This window comes from Mycolicibacterium alvei (genome assembly GCF_010727325.1).
GTDB lineage: Bacteria > Actinomycetota > Actinomycetes > Mycobacteriales > Mycobacteriaceae > Mycobacterium > Mycobacterium alvei.
Genome location: NZ_AP022565.1, coordinates 4,238,731 through 4,259,103, shown reverse-complemented (window position 1 = coordinate 4,259,103; position 20,373 = coordinate 4,238,731). Strand labels below are relative to the sequence as shown.

Sequence of the window (20,373 nt, the reverse complement as noted above, 5' to 3'; positions counted from 1 at the left end):
ACACGCTGAAAACGCGGTTCCGCAACCACAGCGTCCGGGCCGACCGGGGTTATTTCCCCCCAGAAAAGGGACGACCCCCGCCAGGGGGGGAGGAGGCGGAGGTCGTCGTGTATCAGCCCCGGGGGGTCGGGCTGATACACCCTCGGCATAAGCCGAGTAATGCTCACTATACACACGGAACTGCCAAAACATGCAAGGGACACCGGTGCGGGCTACCACGCGGGATTCCGGAATCGCCGCCCGAAAGAATGTGTCGTGAACTGCCATTTTGCATTCACAGCCAGTACCGCGGCCGTAGCTGCCTCTATGCTGGCGCTCGTGACCGCTTCCGATCGGGCTGCCGAGGAATTGACCACACCGCAATCCGGGCCGGCCAATGATCGGCCGGTGCGCACCGCGGCCTTTTTCGACCTCGACAAGACCGTAATCGCCAAGTCGAGCGCGTTCGCTTTCAGCAAACCTTTTTTCAATCAGGGCCTGTTGAACCGTCGGACCGTATTGAAGTCGACCTATGCCCAGTTTCTGTTCCTGATGTCGGGTGCCGACCACGATCAGATGGACCGGATGCGCAGCTACGTCACGAACATGTGCACCGGTTGGGACGTCGAGCAGGTCAAGTCAATCGTCGGCGAGACCTTGCACGACATCGTCGACCCGCTGGTCTTCGCCGAGGCCGCCGAGCTGATCGCCGACCACAAGCTGTGCGGCCGCGACGTCGTGGTGGTGTCGGCCTCGGGCGAGGAAATCGTCGCGCCGATCGCCAGGGCGTTGGGCGCCACCCATGCGATGGCGACCCGGATGGTGGTCGAAGAGGGGCGCTACACCGGCGAGATCGCGTTCTACTGCTACGGCGAGGGCAAGGTCGAGGCGATCCGCGCCCTGGCCGCACGCGAGGGCTACGCCCTGGACCACTGCTACGCCTACTCGGATTCGATCACCGATGTTCCGATGCTCGAATCGGTGGGCCACCCCACCGCCGTCAATCCCGACCGTGGCCTGCGCAAGGAGGCCGCATCGCGCGGCTGGCCGGTGCTGACCTTCACCCGACCGGTGTCGTTGCGCGACCGGATTTCGGCTCCGTCGACGGCCGCCGTCGCCACCACTGCGGCCGTCGGGATCAGCGCCCTGGCGGCCGGCGCACTGACATATTCGCTCTTGCGCCGCTTCACATCCTGAACTACCGCGTGTCGTTGCTGACGACCTCGGCGTAACGATCGGAACTCGGGTGCATTTCACCCTTGCTGTGACCGTGGTCACGTAGTACAAAGGAACCACGGAAGCTTGATGAGGCCAAGAGGTAGTCGGAAGAGAAGGCTAAATCTCCCGCACCAGGTTTCCCAGCACGGGTCCCGGCACCCACGCGGAGCACATGCCGCGGAATAGGCAAAAGTGTTGCGGGCCTGCGTGATTGCGGAGAGCGAACGGCCACGACGACTCCTTGGGTGGGGTTGCAGCCGAAGCGCATCGCAAGGACGCCGAGGTCACCCACGCAACCCACCTGGCACGCTTGGTAACCGGTATCCGTGCTAGCGGGCGACGAGCCGAGACATCGTTTCGGAACGTCGCCCGCTTTCGTTTGCTGAGAGCGCCGCGAGCTGCGGGTTCAGCCGGCCGCCGACTGGGCGATCTGCAGCGCTTCGCGCGCACCGTCCTGCAGGGCCTCACTACTGAGCAACAGCCACGCGGTCAGCCCGTCGGCCGTGCCGGAGGCGAATCCCCGTGCAGCAGCCCGGTACTCCCCCGACTTCCGCATCCAGTGCGCCTCAGGAACCCCCAGCCCGTGCGGATCCAGCCCGCTGGCGATGGTCACCAAGCGCGACACCGCGCGTGCCACCACCCCGTCGGCGGTCCCGAATGGAGCCAGGCTGATGAGTTCGCCATGGGCCACCGCGGCCAGCACGGGAGCGGGAACTTTGGAGCCGCCCGTCACGATCTCCGCCAAAAGCTCGAGACGGCGCCCGACGTCAGGGTCGGTCCGCGGCCGGCCCAGGTGCTCGTCGTCGGTGAGGTCGGCTGCGGCCAACGCGTGCAGTCGGGCCAGGGCCTGCATCGGCGCCCGCTGCCACACCCCGACGAGCGAGCTGGCACCGCCTTCCAGTGCCTCGGCGACGCGGATGGCGCCCGCGGTCACCGCATCGGGTTCACCGTCGGCGGACAACTGGACGGCCCCACCGTCGAGCACGGCGGAGGCCCGCGCCGCACGCAGGGCGGCTTCGGCCGCCGTCTGCGGCCAGCCGCGCAGGTTGAACTTGTGTCGATGGGCTCGGCCCAAGGCCTCACGCGCCTCGTCGCTCGCCGCAGACACGCCGGGCAGGTCGACCAGTGGTGCGAGTGGATCGGTCATACGCGAAACGCTAGCCGACCGCTGAACGCCATCTCGCCGACCGTTGGGCGCATCAGGACCGCCGCCCGACAACCGTCTTGCGACGTCCCAACGCCACTGCAACGTTTGGTGACTACGCTCACATTCATGTCACACGCGCCAGCGACGTCTAGCGAAGTTCCGTCAGCCTATCCGCCGCCTGCCAGTTTCGCGGCCAATGCCAACGCGACAGAGCAGTTGTACGCCGAGGCGCAGGCCGACCGGCTGGCGTTCTGGGCCGCCCAGGCCAATCGACTGTCCTGGCAGACCCCTTTCGGCGAGGTGCTGGACTGGTCGGAGGCCCCGTTCGCGAAGTGGTTCGTCGGCGGCAAGCTGAATGTCGCCTACAACTGCGTGGACCGTCACGTCGAGGCCGGCAATGGCGACCGGGTGGCGATCCACTGGGAAGGCGAACCGGTCGGTGACGCCCGCGACATCACCTACGCCCAACTCAAAGACGAGGTCTGCAAGGCCGCCAATGCGCTGGCTGCCCTGGGCCTGACCGCCGGTGACCGCGTCGCCATCTACATGCCGATGGTGCCCGAGGCGATCGTGGCGATGCTGGCCTGTGCCCGGCTGGGCGCCATGCACAGCGTCGTGTTCGCCGGGTTCTCCGCGTCTGCGCTGCGGGCCCGCGTCGAGGACGCCGAAGCCAAGCTGGTCATCACCACCGACGGTCAGTACCGGCGCGGTAAGGCCGCCTCGCTCAAGGACGCCGTGGATGAAGCCGTCTCCGGCCAACCGTCGGTCGAGCACGTCCTGGTGGTGCGCCGCACCGGAATCGACGTGAACTGGACCCAGGGCCGCGACCTGTGGTGGCACGAGGCTGTGGAAAGCCAGTCAACGCACCATGATCCAGAGTCCTTTGATTCCGAGCAGCCGCTGTTTCTGCTGTACACCTCGGGCACCACCGGTAAGCCCAAGGGCATCGTGCACACCTCGGGCGGCTACCTGGCCCAGTCGGCGTACACGCATTACAACGTGTTCGACCTCAAACCCGAGACCGACGTGTACTGGTGCACCGCCGACATCGGCTGGGTGACCGGGCACACCTACATCGTCTACGGACCGCTGGCCAACGGCGCCACCCAGGTCGTCTACGAAGGCACCCCGACCTCACCCACCGAGCACCGCCACTTCGAGATCATCGAAAAGTACGGTGTCACCATCTATTACACCGCACCGACCCTGATCCGCACCTTCATGAAGCTGGGTCGGCAGATCCCGGCCGCCCACAACCTGTCCAGCCTGCGGCTGCTGGGTTCGGTGGGTGAGCCGATCAACCCCGAGGCCTGGCGCTGGTACGCCGAAGTCATCGGCGCGGGCAAGACCCCCGTCGTGGACACCTGGTGGCAGACCGAGACCGGGGCGATCATGATCTCCCCGCTGCCCGGTGTCACCGCGGCCAAGCCCGGCTCGGCGATGACCCCGCTGCCCGGCATCAGCGCCAAGATCGTCGATGACGACGGCAACGAGTTGATCCCCGGCGCTGATGAAGCCGAGCACGTCACCGGTTACCTGGTGCTCGATCAGCCGTGGCCGGCGATGCTGCGCGGCATCTGGGGCGACCCGAAGCGGTTCACCGAGACCTACTGGTCACGGTTCGCCGAGCAGGGCTGGTACTTCGCCGGTGACGGCGCCCGCTACGACTCCGACGGAAACATCTGGGTGCTGGGCCGCATCGACGACGTCATGAACATCTCCGGGCACCGGATTTCCACCGCCGAGGTGGAGTCGGCACTGGTCGGACATTCCGGAGTGGCCGAGGCCGCCGTCGTGGGTGCCTCCGACGACACCACCGGCCAGGCGATCTGCGCGTTCGTCATCCTCAAGGAGTCTGCGCACGGCGGGGCCGACACCATGATCGACGAACTGCGCGCACAGGTGTCCACCGAGATCTCCCCGATCGCCAAACCCCGCGAGATCCACGTCGTGCCCGAACTGCCCAAGACCCGCAGCGGCAAGATCATGCGCCGGCTGCTGCGTGACGTCGCCGAAGGCCGCGAACTCGGCGACACCTCAACCCTGGTCGACCCCAGCGTGTTCGAAGCCATCCGCGCCAGCAAGTGATTCCGCGCTAACCGACCGGGACGAAACCCGTTCCCGGTCGGTTCTTGGCGGTGATGTCTGCCAGCTGCGTGTTGAACGACATCGTCACCGCCGGCGTATGCAGCGGCACGAACTTCACCACACAGGTCGGCAATTCCTCGGAATAGGCGCCGTGAATCATGCCGACCAGCCGGTTGTTGACCGTGACCGGCGCACCCGAGTCTCCGGGCTGGCCGCACACCTGGTTGACGATGGTGCCCGGATCCTTACCCGGCCCCCACGTGACACCGCAGGAGTAGCCCGTCGTTCGGCCCAGCTTGCAGGCGATCTCGCCGAACGCCGGGTCCGGTCCGAGCCCGTCGATCTGGAAACCGTTGACGTTGTTGGTCGGCGTCACCTTGGCCGGATCGAATTCGATGACCGCGTAGTCGAGCAGGTCGTTGCCGGCCACCATCGTGCCCACCACTCCGGCGCTGTCGGCACCTTCAGCCGACACCGTGGCGCCCGGCCCGCCGCAGTGTGCCGAGGTGAAGCCGATGAGCCGGCCGGCGTTGTCGTGCCCGATCGCGGTGAGCGTGCAGAATGCGTCGCCGTTGACCACGATCCCCGAGCCGCCACCGAGCACCACCGGCGGATCGGCATGCGCAAGGGCCGGAGTCAACATCGCAATGGCGGCGATGACCGGGGCACCAATCAACAACTGCCAGCGGTGTCTGCTCGTCAAGTGTCCTCCGATCGACGCGCCCGACCCGCGCAACTCAAGAATGGGCTCAGTCTACTAAGACCCGGATGTCGACCGGGATCGTTAACGGCTTCGTCGCATGGCAACATGAACGCCATGAGCACAGGCGACCGCAGGGACGGCGTTCCGACGACGGTGACCTCGATTCCGCTCGTCGACCCGCATGCGCCCAAGCCGGACCCGTCGATCGGCGACCTGGTCAAGGACGCCACCGCGCAGGTCTCCACCCTGCTGCGCGCCGAGGTGGAGTTGGCCAAGGCCGAGATCACCCGAGATGTGAAGAAGGGTCTGACCGGCAGCGTCTTCTTCATCGCCGCGCTGGTGGTCCTGTTCTACTCGACGTTCTTTTTCTTCTTCTTCGTCGCCGAGTTGCTCGACACCTGGCTGTGGCGCTGGGTGGCCTTCCTCATCGTGTTCGGCCTGATGGTGCTGACCACCGGGGCGCTGGCGTTGTTCGGCTTCCTGAAGGTGCGACGGATCAAGGGTCCGCAGCAGACCATCGAGTCGGTCAAGGAGACCCGCGTGGCCCTGACGCCGGGCCACGACAAGGGCACCGCGGCGGCCGTCCCGGCCAAGCCCGCCACCGACCCGTCAGGCTGGTAATGCCTCCACCCGCCCCGTCGATCGCGAGAATCGACGGGCCGTGGCGGCATCTGCAGGTGCATGCCAATGGGATTCGGTTTCATGTGGTGGAGGGCGAGAGCTCGCAGCCCGACCATGTGGTGGAGGGCGAGAGCTCGCAGGCCGACGCGGACCGCCCACTGGTCATCCTCCTGCACGGGTTCGGCTCGTTCTGGTGGTCGTGGCGACACCAACTCACCGGACTGACCGACGCCCGTGTGGTGGCGGTCGACCTGCGCGGCTACGGCGACAGTGACAAACCGCCTCGCGGTTACGACGGCTGGACCCTGGCCGGGGACACCGCCGGCCTGGTCCGCGCGTTGGGGCACAAGACCGCGACGCTGGTCGGGCATGCAGACGGCGGTCTGGTGTGCTGGGCGACCGCGGCGCTGCACCCGCGTGTGGTCGACGCGATCGCACTCATCAGCTCACCGCACCCGCTGGCTCTGAGGGCGTCCACGTTGACACGCCGCGATCAGGGCCGCGCCCTGTTGCCGTCGATGTTGAGGTATCAGCTGCCGGGCTGGCCCGAGCACACGCTGACCCGCCACGGCGGCGCGGAGTTGGAGCGCCTGGTCCGCACCCGGGCCGGGGCCACCTGGCAGACCAGCCAGGACTTCGCCCTCACCATGAACCACCTGCGTCAGGCCATCCAGATTCCCGGGGCCGCGCACTGTGCACTGGAGTACCAGCGGTGGGCGGTGCGCAGCCAACTGCGCGGTGAGGGTCGGCGATTCATGCGTTCGATGAAACGCCCGATCAACGTGCCGGTGCTGCACATGCGCGGTGACGCCGACCCGTACGTGCTGCCCGACCCGGTGCACCGGACCCAGCACTACGCACCCCATGGACGGTACGTATCGATCACGGGCGCTGGACATTTCAGCCACGAAGAACAACCGGAGGCGGTCAACGGGCAGCTGAGCCGGTTCCTGGCCCAGCTGCACGCCAACTGATCAGGAGTTGATGCAGGTGCCGGTCTGGACCCGCTCGGTGTTGTCGATCTTGGCCAGCTGGTGCTCGACTTCCTTGGCGGTCAGCACGAACCCGGTGTCGACGTCGTCGACTGCCGCACCGAACACCACGCCCAGCACCTTGCCTGCCCGGTTGATCATCGGCCCGCCTGAATTGCCTTGCCGCACTGTGCCTCTGACCGTGTAGACCTCGCGGGTGACGGTGGTGGTGCGGTAGATGTCGGGCCCGTTGAGCTCGATGATCTCGCGCACGCGGGCCGGGGTGGCCAGGAAGTCGCCGCCGCCCGGGTAACCCATCACCACGGCGTCGGTACCCTTCGGGGCCGGTTGGTCGGCGAACTGCAGCGGGGCGATCGGCAGGTTCGGTACGTCGAGGATGGAGATGTCGGCGTTGGGGTCATACGACACCACGCCGGCGTCGTAGGTCTTGCCGTCGGCCTCGATGGTGACGCTGTCGGCACCGGCGACCACGTGGGCGTTGGACATCACCCGGTTTTGGGCGACCACGAACCCGCTGCCCTCAAGCACTTTCTGGCAACTCGGTGCGACGCCACGGATCTTGACCACGCTGGGCCGGGAGGTCGTCACGATGGGATCGGTGGCCAGCGCGGCGTCCGGGGCGTCGACGTTGACGATCGGGGTCCGGCCGAACGGTTCGAGCACATCGGGCAGCCCCGAGGTGTCCAACAGCGCCGACAACCGGTTCGGCACCGAGCGAAGCCAGTCCGGCGCCACCTTGTCGACCTCGGTGAGTACCCGCGAATTCTTCACCGCCGCAGCCAGATTCGGCTGGTCCGAGGAAGTCAGCAGGCTCCCCAGCAACCAGGATGCGACGAGGACGGCGACCAGCATCAGACTCACGCCGACCGCCGAGTCCACCACCCGGAACACGGGGTTTCGGATGGTGCCGCGCACGGCACGGCCCAGCACCACACCGGCGATCTCACCGATCACCACGAGGGCAAGGATCAGGAACAGCGTGGCGAACAGCTTGGTGCGGTCACCCGAGATGTGCGGAATCACGTGCGGCGCCAGCAGCACGCCTGCCACCGCACCGAGCACCACGCCGATGAAGGACAGCAGGGAGCCGAGCGCACCGGAACGCCAGCCGGAAATGGCTGCGACGAACCCGATGCCGAGGATGGCGAAATCGAGCCAGACCGAAGGTGTCATCTATATCCACTTCAACATTGGGCTTAACCGTAACCGTTGTCATGCCCGACAAGGGCCATTGCATCGTCGAGTCCGCGGACATCGTCGGTGTTCCAGGGCTTGGCCCAACCCGCGACGTCGAGGATCGCCGAGATGATCTGGCCGGTGAAACCCCACACCAGCATCTGGTTGAGCAGGAAGGCCGGCCCCGCGAACCGGCCGGCGTTGGCGTCCCGGTACACCATCAGCCGATTCTCCGGGTTGATGAAGGCGCGCACCGGAACCCGCGTGACGACGGCGGTCTCGGATTCGTTGACCACGGCGACCTGCCCCGGGTCGGGCGAGTAGGCCAGCACCGGGACCACGTGGAACCCGGACGGCGGGATGAACATCTTCTCCAGCGTCGCCAACGGGTAGAGCCGGCTGGTATCGATACCCGTCTCTTCCCAGGCCTCGCGGAAGGCCGTACCCACCGGACCCTGGTCGCCGGGATCGGTCGCCCCGCCGGGGAACGCAGCCTGGCCCGCATGATGGCGCAGGGTCGAGGCGCGGACCGTCACCAGCAGGTCGGCATCCTCGGGAAGCAGTGGGGGTGCGCCCTCGGGCGGGCCGGAGAACAGCACCAGAACTGCGGCGTCGCGCAGCGCGCCGGCCCGGGCCGCTTGATTGTTGGCTTCGACGATGCCCGCCAGCACGTCCGGGGGGACCCGCCGACGGTAGGCGTCGGGCACCCGGTCGAGGTTGTCCACCAGCGGTTTGAGCCAGGCCGGGGCGGCATCCGGGAACAGCCCGCCGTGCGTCGAACTCACCCGGGTGCTCCTATCGGCTAGAGCGGATCAACTCGTCGACCGCCGCCGCGATCTCGTCGGCGCTGACGAACGATCTGGGTAGGGTCCCGGCCACGCTACCGTCCGCGCGCAGCACCACGGTCGCAGGCATGACGTTGGGCACCTTGAGTGCGGCCGCCACCAATCGTCTGCCGTCCTGCAGGGTCGGCAGCCGCACTCCGAGTTCGGCCAGGCGGACCAGTGCCGCGGTCTCGTTCTCGTCCTGGTGCACGGTCACGACCAGCACGTCGTCGCCGACACGGCGCTGGTATTCGGCCATCGCCGGCAGTTCGTCGGCACATGGGCCGCACCAGTACGCCCACAGATTGAGCACCACGGTCCGGCCCGCCAAGGCGCGGGCCACATCCACGGACTTCCCGTCACCGGCGCACTCCAGGGTGATGCCGCGCAGCGCTTCGGGGCCCTCACCCTTGCCGGGGCCCGGGCACGGCGGCAGGTCCGCGCGGGCCCGGGGACCGGCCAGGGCCTCGGGGGTATCGGCGTCACGGTGATCACGGGAGGTGGACTGCCCCGCCCCGGCCTGCGGGGCCGGTTCGTCGCGCAACTCCATCCAGAACGCGGTACCCAACGCCACCAGGATCACCAGAACCACCACGGTCCAGCGGGCCGGTCTGCTCATCGTGGGTTCACAGCCCGGCCAGGGCCAGCAGATGCTCGATCTCGGGGCCTTTGACCAGCGCGGCAGCGGTGGGCGGATCGGTGGGCCCCAGTCCGAACGACGGGCAGTCCTTGGCCAGCACACACACACCACACGCCGGCTTACGGGCGTGGCAGACCCGACGGCCGTGGAAGATCACCCGGTGGCTGAGCAGGGTCCATTCCTTGCGTTCGATGAGCTCACCGATCGCGAACTCGACCTTGACCGGATCCTCTTCGGCCGTCCAGCGCCAGCGCCGCACCAGCCGACCGAAGTGGGTGTCGACGGTGATCCCGGGAATGTCGAAGGCGTTACCGAGGATGACGTTGGCGGTCTTGCGTCCCACACCGGGCAGCGTCACCAGGTCTTCGATATTGTCCGGCACCTGCCCGTCGAACCGCGCCACCAACTCCTGCCCCAGCCGGATCAGTGAGTTGGTCTTGTTCCGGTAGAACCCGGTCGGCCGGATCAACTCCTCCATCTCGGCGCGGTCGGCCTGCGCGTAGTCCAGCGCCGTGCGGTATTTGAGGAAGAGCGCCGGAGTGGTCAGGTTCACCCGTTTGTCGGTGCTCTGCGCCGACAAGATGGTGGCCACCGCCAGTTCCAGCGGATTGGTGAAGTCCAGCTCGCAGTAGACGTGCGGAAATGCCCGGGCCAGTTCGCGATTCATCCGTCGAGCCCGACGAACCAGGCCCAGGTGGGTCTCGGTGTCCCACTTCTTGGACCGGCGCGTTTTCCCTGTTGGGGCGGCAGCCTCAGTCACGTCTGTCAGCGTACTGATCTCGTCGGACGTTCTCCTGCGCGGACCGGTGATGATTCGTGACCACGCTGAGACCTACGCCGTGTTAACTACTGCCTTGTGTCGTGGTTGCTGGTCTCGTTCACCCCGGGGTTGCTCATGATGGCGGCGTTCGGGCTCGAGCGACTCGAAGCAGGGTTGGACCGAAAGCCCGGCCCGGCGCCGGCCATGCCGCGGGTCAAGCCGGTGATCCTCGGCGTCGAGAGTGAAGGTTTGCCGACGCGGTACCACGAACCGCAGGCCATAAATACCGGGTTTCCTGCGTCTCGACACGTCAATCGTGTGTAGCGTGGGCTAGTCGCGAAACCGCGTACCTCTAGACTGAGCAGGAATTCTCAGTAAGAGGACAACACACCCAATAGCTTAAGGGGCAACGTGGACGAGATCCTGGCCAGGGCCGGAATCTTCCAGGGCGTCGAGCCGACCGCCGTTTCGGCGTTGACGAAGCAGTTGCAGCCCGTCGACTTCCCGCGCGGGCATACCGTCTTCGCCGAGGGCGAGCCCGGCGACCGCCTGTACATCATCATCTCCGGCAAGGTGAAGATCGGCCGCCGTTCACCGGACGGCCGCGAGAACCTGCTGACCATCATGGGTCCGTCGGACATGTTCGGTGAGCTGTCGATCTTCGACCCGGGGCCCCGTACCTCGAGCGCCACCACGATCACCGAGGTGCGCGCGGTGTCGATGGACCGTGACGCGCTGCGCGCGTGGATCGCCGACCGTCCCGAGATCGCCGAACAGCTGCTGCGGGTGCTCGCGCGTCGTCTGCGCCGCACCAACAACAACCTGGCCGACCTGATCTTCACCGACGTTCCCGGCCGGGTGGCCAAGCAGCTGCTGCAGCTGGCCCAGCGGTTCGGCACCCAGGAGGGCGGGGCGTTGCGCGTCACGCACGACCTCACGCAGGAAGAGATCGCCCAGCTCGTCGGCGCCTCCCGCGAGACCGTCAACAAGGCACTGGCCGATTTCGCCCACCGCGGCTGGATCCGGCTGGAGGGCAAGAGCGTGCTCATCAGCGACAGCGAGCGGCTGGCACGCCGAGCGCGCTGATCGCCCGCTAGTTTTCCGCGAAACGGTATTCCAGCAGCTTTTGTTCGAGTAACCAGCTGCCGGAATACCGTTTCGGCGTTGAGGGCGTTGAGTCAGTCCCGCAGGTAATCCAGTTGGGCTTGGACGCTCTTTTCGGCGGCGTCCCAGAGTTTCTGGTCGACATCGGTGTAGACGTGCTCGACGACCTGTCGGGCCGAGGCGTCCTCACCGAGTTCGATCAGCGCCGCCCGGATCTGGTTCAACCGCTCCTCGCGGTGCGCCAGGTACATCGCGGTTACTTCGTGGAGATTCGGCAGATCGGGGCCGTGCCCGGGAAGCACCCTGCGCGGGCCGAGGCCCTGCAGCCGTTGCAGCGACTCCAGGTAGTGACGCAGGCTGCCGTCCTCGGTGTCGATGACAGTGGTGCCGCGGCCCAGCACGGTGTCTGCGGTCAACACGGCCCCTGGTCCGTTGTCGTCGTCGAGCACGAAGCTCAGTGAATCGACCGTGTGGCCGGGCGTGGCCATCACCTTGATCTTCAGGCCGGCAGCGTCGATCACGTCGCCGTCGGTCAGCGGACCGCCGAGGCCTCTCAGGAAGCCGCTGCCGACCGAGCGGACGGTGGCGCCGGTCAGGTCCACGAGCTTGTCGATGCCGCCGGTGTGGTCCTCGTGCTTGTGACTGATCAACACCAGTGCGACGGTGCCCAGTTCGGCGATGCGGGCGATGTGTGCCTCATCGTCGGGACCGGGGTCGACGACGACGATCTCGTCGCTCCCCGGGCCACGCAGCACCCACGTGTTGGTGCCCTCCAGGGTCATCAGCCCCGGGTTGTCGCACAGCAGCACCGAGGCGGATCGGGTGACCGGCCTCAACAGCCCGTAGGCGGGGTGCTGCGCTGCTGTCACGCGGTTTCGACGATGATCTCGACTTCGACCGGCGCATTACGCGGCAGTTCCGATACGCCGACGGCCGAACGCGCGTGCGCGCCCGCCTCACCGAAGATCTCGCCGAACAGTTCGGAGGCACCGTTGACGACACCGGGCTGTCCGCTGAATCCGGGTGCGGAGGCAACGAACCCGGTCACCTTGACGATTCGGACGACGGAGTCGATGCCCACCAGCGCGTGCACGGCGGCCAGCGCGTTGAGGCCGCAGACCCGAGCCAGCTCGTTGCCCTGATCGGGGCTGATCTCCGCGCCGACCTTGCCGGCGGCCAGCAGCTCACCGGCCCGGATCGGGAGTTGACCGGCGGTGTAGACCAGGTTGCCGGTCCGCACCGCGGGCACGTAGGCGGCCAGCGGCGCGACCACGTCGGGCAGTTCGATGCCCAGTTCGGTCAGCCGTTGCGAGTTGGTCACTTCGGCCGCTTCAGATACGCGACGTGCTGCTCGCCGGTCGGGCCCGGCAACACCGAGACCAGTTCCCAGCCGTCCTCACCCCATTGATCGAGAATTTGTTTGGTGGCGTGAGTCAACAACGGCACCGTGGCGTATTCCCATTTGTTCGCTTCGCTCACGCTGCCCACCTAGTTCCTTCGCTCATGACCCGAGCCTATCGGGCGGACACCCGGGCTTGGCTAGCATGCAGAGGTGGCAACCACAGAGAGCGGCGCCAAACACGTCGGCTGGCCGTCAAGGCTGACGAAGGCCCGCCTGCATTTCGTATCCGGTAAGGGCGGCACCGGCAAGTCCACCGTCGCGGCGGCCCTGGCCCTGGCTCTGGCGGCCGGCGGCCGAAAGGTGCTGCTCGTCGAGGTCGAGGAACGGCAGGGCATCGCGCAGTTGTTCGACGTGCCACCGCTGCCGTACGAGGAAGTCAAGGTGGCCACGGCCGATGGCGGTGGACAGGTCAACGCGCTCGCGATCGACATCGAGGCCGCGTTCCTGGAGTACCTCGACATGTTCTACAACCTCGGTCTGGCCGGCCGGGCGATGCGCCGGATCGGTGCCATCGAATTCGCCACCACCATCGCACCCGGCCTGCGCGACGTGCTGCTCACCGGCAAGATCAAAGAGATCGTGACGCGCGAGAAAAAGGGAGCCAAGGACTCCAAATCCAGCCGTGGGGTTTACGACGCCGTGGTGGTAGATTCCCCTCCCACCGGCCGTATCTCGCGATTCCTGGACGTCACCAAGGCGGTCTCCGACCTGGCCAAGGGTGGGCCCGTGCACTCCCAGGCCGATGGCGTGGTGAAGCTGCTGCACTCCGAACAGACCGCGATCCACCTGGTGACACTTCTGGAGGCACTACCGATCCAGGAGACCCTCGAGGCGATCGACGAGCTCACCGAGATGGGTCTGCCGATCGGCAGCGTGATCGTCAACCGCAACATCCCGGCATTTCTTCCGCCCGAGGACCTGATCAAGGCCGCCGAGGGTGACATCGACGCCGACGCGGTCCGCGCAGGTCTGGCCAAGACTGGAATCACGTTGTCGGACGACGACTTTGCTGGCCTACTGACCGAGTCCATCCAGCACGCCACCCGGATCTCGGCGCGCGCCGAGAGTGCCGAAATGCTCGACGCCATCGATGTGCCCCGCCTGGAGTTGCCCGCACTGACCGACGGTGTCGACCTGGGCAGCCTGTACGAACTCGCCGAAGCACTGGAACAGCAAGGGGTCCGATAGTGAGTGCCAAACCGCCCGCATTGGATATGCACTCGATCCTGTCGGACACCGCCAACCGCGTCGTAGTCTGTTGCGGCGCAGGCGGAGTCGGCAAGACCACCACCGCAGCAGCGATGGCACTGCGGGCCGCCGAGTACGGCCGCACCGTCGTGGTGCTCACGATCGACCCGGCCAAGCGGCTGGCTCAGGCGCTGGGGATCAAGGATCTCGGGAACACCCCGCAGCGGGTTCCGTTGGCCCCGGAGGTCACCGGTGAGCTGCACGCGATGATGCTGGACATGCGCCGCACGTTCGACGAGATGGTGGTGCAGTACTCCGGGGCGGACCGCGCCGATTCGATTCTGGAGAACCAGTTCTACCAAACCGTGGCGACCTCGCTGGCCGGCACGCAGGAGTACATGGCGATGGAAAAACTCGGTCAGTTGCTGGCCGAGGACAAGTGGGACCTGGTGGTGGTGGACACCCCGCCGTCGCGCAACGCCCTGGACTTCCTCGACGCGCCGAAGCGGTTGGGCAGCTTCATGGACAGCCGGTTGTGGCGGATGCTGCTGGCGCCCGGACGCGGGATCGGGCGTCTGGTCACCGGTGCCGTCGGACTCGCCATGAAGGCCCTGTCCACCGTACTGGGGTCGCAAATGCTCTCTGACGCAGCAGGTTTCGTGCAGTCACTGGATGCCACCTTCGGCGGCTTCCGGGAGAAGGCCGACCGTACCTACGAATTGCTCAAGCGGCGCGGCACCCAGTTCGTGGTGGTGTCGGCGGCCGAACCCGACGCGCTGCGGGAGGCCTCGTTCTTCGTCGACCGGTTGTCGAACGAGCACATGCCGCTGGCCGGCCTGATCCTCAACCGCACCCATCCGACCCTGTGCGAGCTTCACGCCGACAAGGCCGAGGAAGCCGCCGACGAGTTGGCGGCCGAGGATCCGGACTCGCTGACCGCGGCGGTGCTGCGCATCCACGCCGATCGGGCGCACACCGCCAAGCGTGAGGTACGTCTGCTGTCCCGGTTCACCGGGGCGAATCCGCATGTGGCGATCGTGGGGGTGCCGTCGCTGCCGTTCGACGTGTCTGATCTCGACGCGCTACGCGCGATCGCCGATCAGATCACCGGCGTCGGGGAATCCGTCTAGACGGACGGGACGAGCGCGGTCAGACCGCGCTGCGGTGGTGCTTGCGCTGGGCGGCGAAGAACTCGGCCCAGGAATTGACTTCGGGATGCTGCTTGAGCAGGGCACGACGCTGACGCTCGGTCATTCCGCCCCAGACTCCGAACTCGACGCGATTGTCCAACGCATCGGCGCCGCATTCGAGGATCACCGGGCAGTGCCGACAGATCACCGCGGCTTTCCGTTGGGCGGCCCCCCGGACGAACAGCTCGTCCGGATCGGCCTGGCGGCACCGCGCCTGCGAAACCCAGGCGATCCGGGCTTCACCTTCACCTCGGTGGACCAGGGTGGCGGCGGGGGCGGAAGCGTTCATGTTGTCTGCGACAGTTCGTGTACCTGACACCAGCGATCCCTTCGTTCCAGCCATCTCCCCAGATGGCGGGCGGTTGAACCTCCCGGGTAGAAAGCCATTGCGATCTACGCCACATTGCGCCAGCCCGTGTTACCTGGATCGCACTGTGTGTCCAAGCTAGGTGGTCAGAGGGTATTTACGCAACAGTTTGTCACGCCCTTTTTTGGGACGGCCGTGCCGTCTGACCGGCACCCGGGCCCACCGAGGTATTTCTGCAGGCAACTGGGATGAAGCCAACAGCGCCTGCTCTCAGACAGGGTCCCCGAGCGAGCTGGCTACTCTGTACCCATGCCGGAGCCGCCGACTCGACCGCCCGCGCAGCCACCCCAAGCGGTCACCGTCATCAAACTCGCCTGGTGCGTGCTGCTCGCGAGCGTGCTGGTGGCCACGTTCATGTTCCCGGTGGTGGGTGGATTCGGCCTGATGTCCAACCGCGCTTCCGACGTGGTGGCCAACGGCTCGGCCGCCCTGGTCGACGGTGAAGTTCCGCAGGTCTCGACCATGGTCGACGCCAAGGGCAACACCATTGCGTGGCTGTATTCGCAGCGCCGCTTCGAGGTGCCGAGCGATCAGATCGCCAACACGATGAAGCTCGCGCTGGTCTCGATCGAGGACAAGCGCTTCGCCGAACACAACGGTGTGGACTGGCAGGGAACGCTGACCGGTCTGACCGGATATATGCGTGGCGACTCCGACACCCGCGGCGGTTCGACGATCGAGCAGCAGTACGTGAAGAACTACCAGCTGCTGGTGATCGCCCAGACCGATGCCGAGCGCCGCGCCGCGATCGAGACCACACCGGCCCGCAAACTGCGTGAGATCCGGATGGCTCTGACGCTGGACAAGACCTTCACCAAGCCTGAGATCCTGACCCGCTATCTCAACCTGGTCTCATTCGGCAACGGTGCGTTCGGTATTCAGGACGCCGCACAGACGTATTTCGACGTCAATGCCTCCGAGCTGAACTGGCAGCAGGCCGCCCTGCTGGCCGGCATGGTGCAGTCCACCAGCGCGCTGAACCCGTACACCAATCCCGACGGCGCCCTGGCCCGGCGGAACCTGGTGCTGGACACCATGATCGAGAACATCCCGGGCGAGGCCGACGCGCTGCGGGCCGCCAAGCAGCAGCCGCTGGGCATCCTGCCGCAGCCCAACGCACTGCCCCGCGGCTGCATCGCGGCCGGTGACCGGGCGTTCTTCTGCGATTACGCGTTGGAGTACCTGGCCCGCGCCGGCCTGTCCAAGGAGCAGGTGGCCAAGGGCGGTTATCTGATCAAGACCACGCTCGATCCCGAGGTGCAGGGCTCGGTGAAGTCGGCGATCGACAGCATCGCCCGCCCGGACGCTCCGGGCATCGCCAGCGTGATGAGCGTGATCAAGCCGGGCAAAGAATCCCATCCGGTCCTGGCGATGGGCAGCAACCGCACCTACGGCCTGAACACCGACGCCGGCGAGACCATGCAACCGCAGCCCTTCTCGCTCGTCGGCGACGGCGCCGGATCGATCTTCAAGATCTTCACCACCGCCGCGGCGATGGACATGGGGATGGGCATCAACACCCAACTGGCGGTGCCCGCGTTCTTCCAGGCCAAGGGGCTGGGCAGCAGCGACACCCCGGGTTGCCCGAAGGAAACCTGGTGTGTGAAGAACGCCGGCGGCTACCGGGGTTCGATGAGCGTCACCGATGCCCTGGCAACCTCGCCGAATACGGCGTTCGCCAAGCTGATCTCGCAGATCGGCGTGCAGCGGTCGGTCGATATGGCGGTCAAGCTGGGACTGCGGTCCTATGCGTTGCCCGGCACCGCCCGCGACTACGACCCGGAGAGCAACGAGAGCCTGGCCGACTTCGTCAAGCGTCAGAACATCGGCTCGTTCACGCTGGGCCCCATCGAGGTCAACGCGCTCGAGCTGTCGAATGTGGCTGCCACCTTGGCCTCCGGCGGAACCTGGTGCCCACCCAACCCGATCGCCCAGGTGCTCGACCGGCGTGGTCAGGAGGTGTCGGTGACCACCGAGACCTGCGATCAGGCGGTTCCCGAGGGTCTGGCCAACACGTTGGCCAATGCGATGAGCAAGGACGACCAGGCCGGCGGTACCGCCTCCGGTTCGGCCGGTTCGGTGGGCTGGGACCTCCCGATGTCGGGCAAGACCGGCACCACCGAGGCGCATCGCTCGTCGGGCTTTCTCGGCTTCACGAACCAGTACGCCGCGGCCAACTACATCTATGACGATTCCACCAGCCCCGGCGAGCTGTGCTCGTTCCCGCTGCGCCAGTGCGGGGACGGCGACCTGTTCGGCGGTAACGAACCGGCCCGCACCTGGTTCACCGCGCTGAAGCCACTCGCCAACAGCTTCGGCCCGGTGGTCATGCCGCCGACGGACCCGCGCTACGTCGACGGCGGCCCTGGCTCGGTCGTGCCGACCGTGATCGGACTGGACGAGACGGCTGCACGTCAGCGGCTCAGGGAGTCCGGATTCCAGGTCGCCGACGGCGCCGCCTCGGTCAACAGCAGCTCGCGTTACGGGACCGTGGTCGGCACGGCGCCCAGCGGGCAGACGATTCCCGGTTCGATCATCACGATCCAGATCAGCAACGGGGTTCCGCCGGCCCCGCCGCCGCCTCCGGTCGCGTTCCCGATTCCGGGAGGTCCGCCGCCCGAGATCGGCCAGACTGTGATCGAGATCCCCGGGCTGCCTCCGATCACCGTTCCGGTGCTCGGGCCTCCACCCCCGCCCCCGTGAGGACCGGTCCGCAGTAGGCTTGCCTGCATGTCCGTCAAGAAGGCAGCTGCCGTCACCGCCGGTTCGCTGGTTGCCGGGATCGGCTACGCGTCCCTGATCGAGCGCAATGCGTTCGTGCTGCGGGAAGCGACCATGCCGGTACTGGCCCCGGGCTCCTCGCCCCTGCGGGTGTTGCACCTGTCCGATCTGCACATGCGTCCCAATCAGCGTCGCAAGCAGGCCTGGCTGCGCGACCTGGCGCGTCTTGAGCCTGATCTGGTGATCAACACCGGCGACAACCTGGCCCATCCCAAGGCCGTGCCCGCCGTCGTGCAGTCACTGAGCGATCTGCTGTCGGCGCCCGGCCTGTTCGTGTTCGGCAGCAATGACTATTTCGCGCCGCGCCTGAAGAACCCGCTGAACTACATCACCAACCCGGACCATCGGACGCACGGTGAACCGTTGCCGTGGCAGGATCTGCGGGCGGCCTTCACCGAGCGCGGCTGGCTCGACATGACCCACCTCCGCCGCGATGTCGAGGTCGCCGGGCTGCACATCTCGGCAGCCGGCGTCGACGATCCGCACCTCAAACGCGACCGCTACGACACCATCGCCGGCCGGGCCAACGGCGCGGCGAACCTGACATTGGGGCTGACGCACTCCCCCGAACCGCGGGTGTTGGACCGCTTCGCCGCCGACGGCTATCAGCTGGTGCTGGCCGGGCACACCCACGGCGGCCAGTTGTGCCTGCCGTTCTACGGAGCCATCGTGACCAATTGCGAGCTCGACCGCTCGCGGGCCAAGGGCGCTTCCAAGTGGGGGTCGCACATGCAGTTGCACGTGTCCGCAGGCATCGGTACCTCGCCGTTCGCGCCGGTGCGGTTCTGCTGCCGCCCCGAGGCCACCCTGTTGACGCTGGTCGCGGCGCCGACCGGCGGTGGGCACGTGGGGACCAGGGCCGGGCAATCCAGCCCGGCCGTCTCGGCCCGGTGAGCCAACCTGGCTGTACCGCGTCCCGCCCCCGGCCGCGCGGGTGGGTCGACACTGCGGTGCGGCTGATCGAGGCCGATTCCAAACGGAGCGCCGACACCCATCTGCTGCGCTACCCACTGCCGGCCACCTGGTGCAATGACGTCGACGTGCAGCTGTACCTCAAGGACGAGTCCACCCACATCACCGGCAGCCTCAAGCACCGGTTGGCCCGGTCCCTGTTCCTGTACGGGTTGTGCAACGGCTGGATCGGTGAGGACACCACGATCATCGAGGCGTCCTCGGGGTCGACGGCGGTGTCCGAGGCGTATTTCGCGGCGCTGCTCGGGCTGCCGTTCATCGCGGTGATGACCGCGTCGACCAGTGCCTCCAAAATCGCCTTGATCGAAGCCCAGGGCGGGCGTTGTCATTTCGTCACCGAGTCCTCGCAGGTGTATGCCGAGGCCCAACGATTGGCCGAGGAGACCGGCGGGCACTATCTCGACCAGTTCACCAATGCCGAGCGGGCCACCGACTGGCGCGGTAACAACAACATCGCCGAATCGATCTACGAGCAGATGCGTCTGGAACCACATCCGGTTCCGGAGTGGATCGTGGTGGGCGCCGGCACCGGCGGCACCAGCGCGACCATCGGTCGCTACATCCGCTACCGCAGGTATGCCTCACGGCTGTGTGTGGTCGACCCGGAGAATTCGGCGTTCTTCCCGGGCTACGCGCAGGACCGCGACGACGTCGTCACGGGGGCTTCGTCACGCATAGAGGGCATCGGCCGGCCGCGCGTGGAGCCGTCGTTCCTGCCGGGCGTGGTCGATCAGATGATTGCCGTCCCCGACAACGGATCGGTGGCCGCGGCGCATCACGCCAGCCGGGTCCTGGGCCGTCGGGTCGGGCCGTCGACCGGTACCAATCTGTGGGGCGCGTTCCAGCTGCTGGCCGAGATGATCGCCCACGGCCGCAGCGGGTCGGTGGTGACCCTGCTGGCCGACAGCGGTGACCGCTACGCGGATACCTATTTCGATGCCGACTGGCTCAGCGCCCAGGGGCTGGACACCTCGGAGTCCGCGGCGGTGCTGTCGGAGTTCGAACGCTCGGGCAACTGGTCCTGATCCGTCTCGGCCGTCAGCACGAGCCACAACACCGCCAGGGCAATGAACCCCAGATAGACGGTGGCACCCATGACAGTCATGTGTGCTACAACGCCATCGACACCGGTTTGCTTCCCGGTTTCGCGCTACCAAACGACGCGCGATCCATGGTGTCGGCGCAGAGGTGGCCGTTTGGCGTTCGGTGCACCCGGTGCGA

The 20,373-nt window shown here is 66.9% G+C and carries 20 protein-coding genes; 10 read left to right on the top strand and 10 right to left on the bottom strand.

The genetic code is table 11. From position 1 onward, the window contains the following. Nucleotides 1-306 precede the first annotated feature (306 nt). Nucleotides 307-1,176, top strand: a complete 870-nt coding sequence (locus tag G6N44_RS20315; protein ID WP_163666883.1) for an HAD-IB family hydrolase — start codon at nucleotides 307-309, stop codon at nucleotides 1,174-1,176. Between the two features lie 427 nt (nucleotides 1,177-1,603). On the opposite strand, the gene G6N44_RS20310 is transcribed toward G6N44_RS20315, so the two are convergent. Beyond that, a complete protein-coding gene (locus G6N44_RS20310) occupies nucleotides 1,604-2,344 on the bottom strand; it encodes a Fic family protein (RefSeq protein ID WP_163666881.1) in 741 nt (246 codons plus the stop codon). 126 nt (nucleotides 2,345-2,470) lie between these two features. Between G6N44_RS20310 and acs the strand changes: the two genes are divergently transcribed. Next, nucleotides 2,471-4,432: an acetate--CoA ligase gene (gene acs, locus G6N44_RS20305; RefSeq protein WP_163666879.1), complete on the top strand. Its 1,962-nt coding sequence runs from the start codon at nucleotides 2,471-2,473 to the stop codon at nucleotides 4,430-4,432. 7 nt (nucleotides 4,433-4,439) lie between these two features. Here the strand turns inward: acs and G6N44_RS20300 are convergent, their stop codons facing one another. After that, on the bottom strand, nucleotides 4,440-5,075 hold the full coding sequence (locus G6N44_RS20300; RefSeq protein ID WP_163670183.1) for a S1 family peptidase: 636 nt from the start codon (nucleotides 5,073-5,075) through the stop codon (nucleotides 4,440-4,442). Between the two features lie 174 nt (nucleotides 5,076-5,249). On the opposite strand from G6N44_RS20300, the gene G6N44_RS20295 reads away from it, so the two are divergent. Together G6N44_RS20295 and G6N44_RS20290 are read left to right on the top strand one after the other, a co-directional pair. Next, on the top strand, nucleotides 5,250-5,756 hold the full coding sequence (locus G6N44_RS20295) for a phage holin family protein (protein WP_163666876.1): 507 nt from the start codon (nucleotides 5,250-5,252) through the stop codon (nucleotides 5,754-5,756). Beyond that, complete coding sequence (locus tag G6N44_RS20290; RefSeq protein WP_163666874.1) at nucleotides 5,756-6,730, top strand: alpha/beta fold hydrolase; 975 nt, start codon at nucleotides 5,756-5,758, stop codon at nucleotides 6,728-6,730. Before G6N44_RS20295 ends, G6N44_RS20290 begins: the two co-directional genes overlap by 1 nt. Here the strand turns inward: G6N44_RS20290 and marP are convergent, their stop codons facing one another. Genes marP through nth form a run of 4 tightly spaced genes read right to left on the bottom strand, consistent with a single transcriptional unit; the run spans nucleotide 6,731 to nucleotide 10,148 of the window. Beyond that, the gene (gene marP, locus G6N44_RS20285) at nucleotides 6,731-7,921 is read right to left on the bottom strand and encodes an acid resistance serine protease MarP (protein WP_163666872.1); all 1,191 of its coding nucleotides are present in this window, start codon (nucleotides 7,919-7,921) and stop codon (nucleotides 6,731-6,733) included. A gap of 23 nt (nucleotides 7,922-7,944) precedes the next feature. After that, the gene (locus G6N44_RS20280) at nucleotides 7,945-8,709 is read right to left on the bottom strand and encodes an NUDIX hydrolase (RefSeq protein WP_163666870.1); all 765 of its coding nucleotides are present in this window, start codon (nucleotides 8,707-8,709) and stop codon (nucleotides 7,945-7,947) included. 10 nt (nucleotides 8,710-8,719) lie between these two features. Continuing rightward, nucleotides 8,720-9,367 (bottom strand): TlpA family protein disulfide reductase, encoded by a 648-nt coding sequence (locus G6N44_RS20275; protein ID WP_163666868.1) that lies wholly within the window; start codon nucleotides 9,365-9,367, stop codon nucleotides 8,720-8,722. 7 nt (nucleotides 9,368-9,374) lie between these two features. Beyond that, nucleotides 9,375-10,148, bottom strand: coding sequence for an endonuclease III (gene nth / locus G6N44_RS20270; RefSeq protein WP_163666866.1), 774 nt, complete (start codon nucleotides 10,146-10,148; stop codon nucleotides 9,375-9,377). Between the two features lie 411 nt (nucleotides 10,149-10,559). Here nth and crp point away from each other — a divergent pair, with 411 nt between their 5' ends. Next, entirely contained in the window at nucleotides 10,560-11,234 is a 675-nt protein-coding gene (crp, locus tag G6N44_RS20260) for a cAMP-activated global transcriptional regulator CRP (RefSeq protein WP_003883807.1), read from the top strand. Between the two features lie 92 nt (nucleotides 11,235-11,326). Here crp and G6N44_RS20255 read toward each other — a convergent pair whose 3' ends face one another. Genes G6N44_RS20255 through G6N44_RS20245 form a run of 3 tightly spaced genes read right to left on the bottom strand, consistent with a single transcriptional unit; the run spans nucleotide 11,327 to nucleotide 12,731 of the window. Further along, nucleotides 11,327-12,121, bottom strand: coding sequence for an MBL fold metallo-hydrolase (locus G6N44_RS20255; RefSeq protein WP_163666862.1), 795 nt, complete (start codon nucleotides 12,119-12,121; stop codon nucleotides 11,327-11,329). After that, the gene (locus G6N44_RS20250; RefSeq protein WP_163666860.1) at nucleotides 12,118-12,573 is read right to left on the bottom strand and encodes a RidA family protein; all 456 of its coding nucleotides are present in this window, start codon (nucleotides 12,571-12,573) and stop codon (nucleotides 12,118-12,120) included. Before G6N44_RS20250 ends, G6N44_RS20255 begins: the two co-directional genes overlap by 4 nt. Then, nucleotides 12,570-12,731: a Sp36 family protein gene (locus G6N44_RS20245; RefSeq protein ID WP_098002231.1), complete on the bottom strand. Its 162-nt coding sequence runs from the start codon at nucleotides 12,729-12,731 to the stop codon at nucleotides 12,570-12,572. Before G6N44_RS20245 ends, G6N44_RS20250 begins: the two co-directional genes overlap by 4 nt. A gap of 73 nt (nucleotides 12,732-12,804) precedes the next feature. Between G6N44_RS20245 and G6N44_RS20240 the strand changes: the two genes are divergently transcribed. Both G6N44_RS20240 and G6N44_RS20235 read left to right on the top strand, forming a co-directional pair. Beyond that, entirely contained in the window at nucleotides 12,805-13,842 is a 1,038-nt protein-coding gene (locus G6N44_RS20240; RefSeq protein ID WP_163666858.1) for an ATPase BagA, read from the top strand. Beyond that, nucleotides 13,842-14,972: an ATPase BagB gene (locus tag G6N44_RS20235; protein ID WP_163666857.1), complete on the top strand. Its 1,131-nt coding sequence runs from the start codon at nucleotides 13,842-13,844 to the stop codon at nucleotides 14,970-14,972. The genes G6N44_RS20240 and G6N44_RS20235 overlap by 1 nt, the downstream gene beginning before the upstream one ends. Before the next feature lie 19 nt (nucleotides 14,973-14,991). On the opposite strand, the gene G6N44_RS20230 is transcribed toward G6N44_RS20235, so the two are convergent. Next, a complete protein-coding gene (locus tag G6N44_RS20230) occupies nucleotides 14,992-15,321 on the bottom strand; it encodes a WhiB family transcriptional regulator (protein WP_234938270.1) in 330 nt (109 codons plus the stop codon). 327 nt (nucleotides 15,322-15,648) lie between these two features. Here G6N44_RS20230 and ponA2 point away from each other — a divergent pair, with 327 nt between their 5' ends. Genes ponA2 through cds1 form a run of 3 tightly spaced genes read left to right on the top strand, consistent with a single transcriptional unit; the run spans nucleotide 15,649 to nucleotide 20,177 of the window. Further along, nucleotides 15,649-18,102 carry a transglycosylase/D,D-transpeptidase PonA2 gene (gene ponA2, locus G6N44_RS20225; protein WP_163666855.1) on the top strand — a complete coding sequence of 818 codons (2,454 nt, stop codon included), beginning with the start codon at nucleotides 15,649-15,651 and terminating at the stop codon, nucleotides 18,100-18,102. Between the two features lie 27 nt (nucleotides 18,103-18,129). Beyond that, nucleotides 18,130-19,074: a metallophosphoesterase gene (locus G6N44_RS20220; protein WP_163666853.1), complete on the top strand. Its 945-nt coding sequence runs from the start codon at nucleotides 18,130-18,132 to the stop codon at nucleotides 19,072-19,074. Then, on the top strand, nucleotides 19,071-20,177 hold the full coding sequence (cds1, locus tag G6N44_RS20215; RefSeq protein WP_163666851.1) for an L-cysteine desulfhydrase Cds1: 1,107 nt from the start codon (nucleotides 19,071-19,073) through the stop codon (nucleotides 20,175-20,177). Before G6N44_RS20220 ends, cds1 begins: the two co-directional genes overlap by 4 nt. Nucleotides 20,178-20,373 lie beyond the last annotated feature (196 nt).

What these genes read in the sequence shown, in the direction of transcription:
- G6N44_RS20230 (WP_234938270.1), bottom strand. Translation starts at nt 15,321, where the DNA reads ATGAACGCTTCCGCCCCCGCCGCCACCCTGGTCCACCGAGGTGAAGGT.
- G6N44_RS20220 (WP_163666853.1), top strand. Translation starts at nt 18,130, where the DNA reads ATGTCCGTCAAGAAGGCAGCTGCCGTCACCGCCGGTTCGCTGGTTGCC.
- G6N44_RS20275 (WP_163666868.1), bottom strand. Translation starts at nt 9,367, where the DNA reads ATGAGCAGACCGGCCCGCTGGACCGTGGTGGTTCTGGTGATCCTGGTG.
- G6N44_RS20300 (WP_163670183.1), bottom strand. Translation starts at nt 5,075, where the DNA reads ATGTTGACTCCGGCCCTTGCGCATGCCGATCCGCCGGTGGTGCTCGGT.
- ponA2 (WP_163666855.1), top strand. Translation starts at nt 15,649, where the DNA reads ATGCCGGAGCCGCCGACTCGACCGCCCGCGCAGCCACCCCAAGCGGTC.
- G6N44_RS20315 (WP_163666883.1), top strand. Translation starts at nt 307, where the DNA reads ATGCTGGCGCTCGTGACCGCTTCCGATCGGGCTGCCGAGGAATTGACC.
- G6N44_RS20310 (WP_163666881.1), bottom strand. Translation starts at nt 2,344, where the DNA reads ATGACCGATCCACTCGCACCACTGGTCGACCTGCCCGGCGTGTCTGCG.
- G6N44_RS20295 (WP_163666876.1), top strand. Translation starts at nt 5,250, where the DNA reads ATGAGCACAGGCGACCGCAGGGACGGCGTTCCGACGACGGTGACCTCG.
- acs (WP_163666879.1), top strand. Translation starts at nt 2,471, where the DNA reads ATGTCACACGCGCCAGCGACGTCTAGCGAAGTTCCGTCAGCCTATCCG.
- marP (WP_163666872.1), bottom strand. Translation starts at nt 7,921, where the DNA reads ATGACACCTTCGGTCTGGCTCGATTTCGCCATCCTCGGCATCGGGTTC.
- G6N44_RS20290 (WP_163666874.1), top strand. Translation starts at nt 5,756, where the DNA reads ATGCCTCCACCCGCCCCGTCGATCGCGAGAATCGACGGGCCGTGGCGG.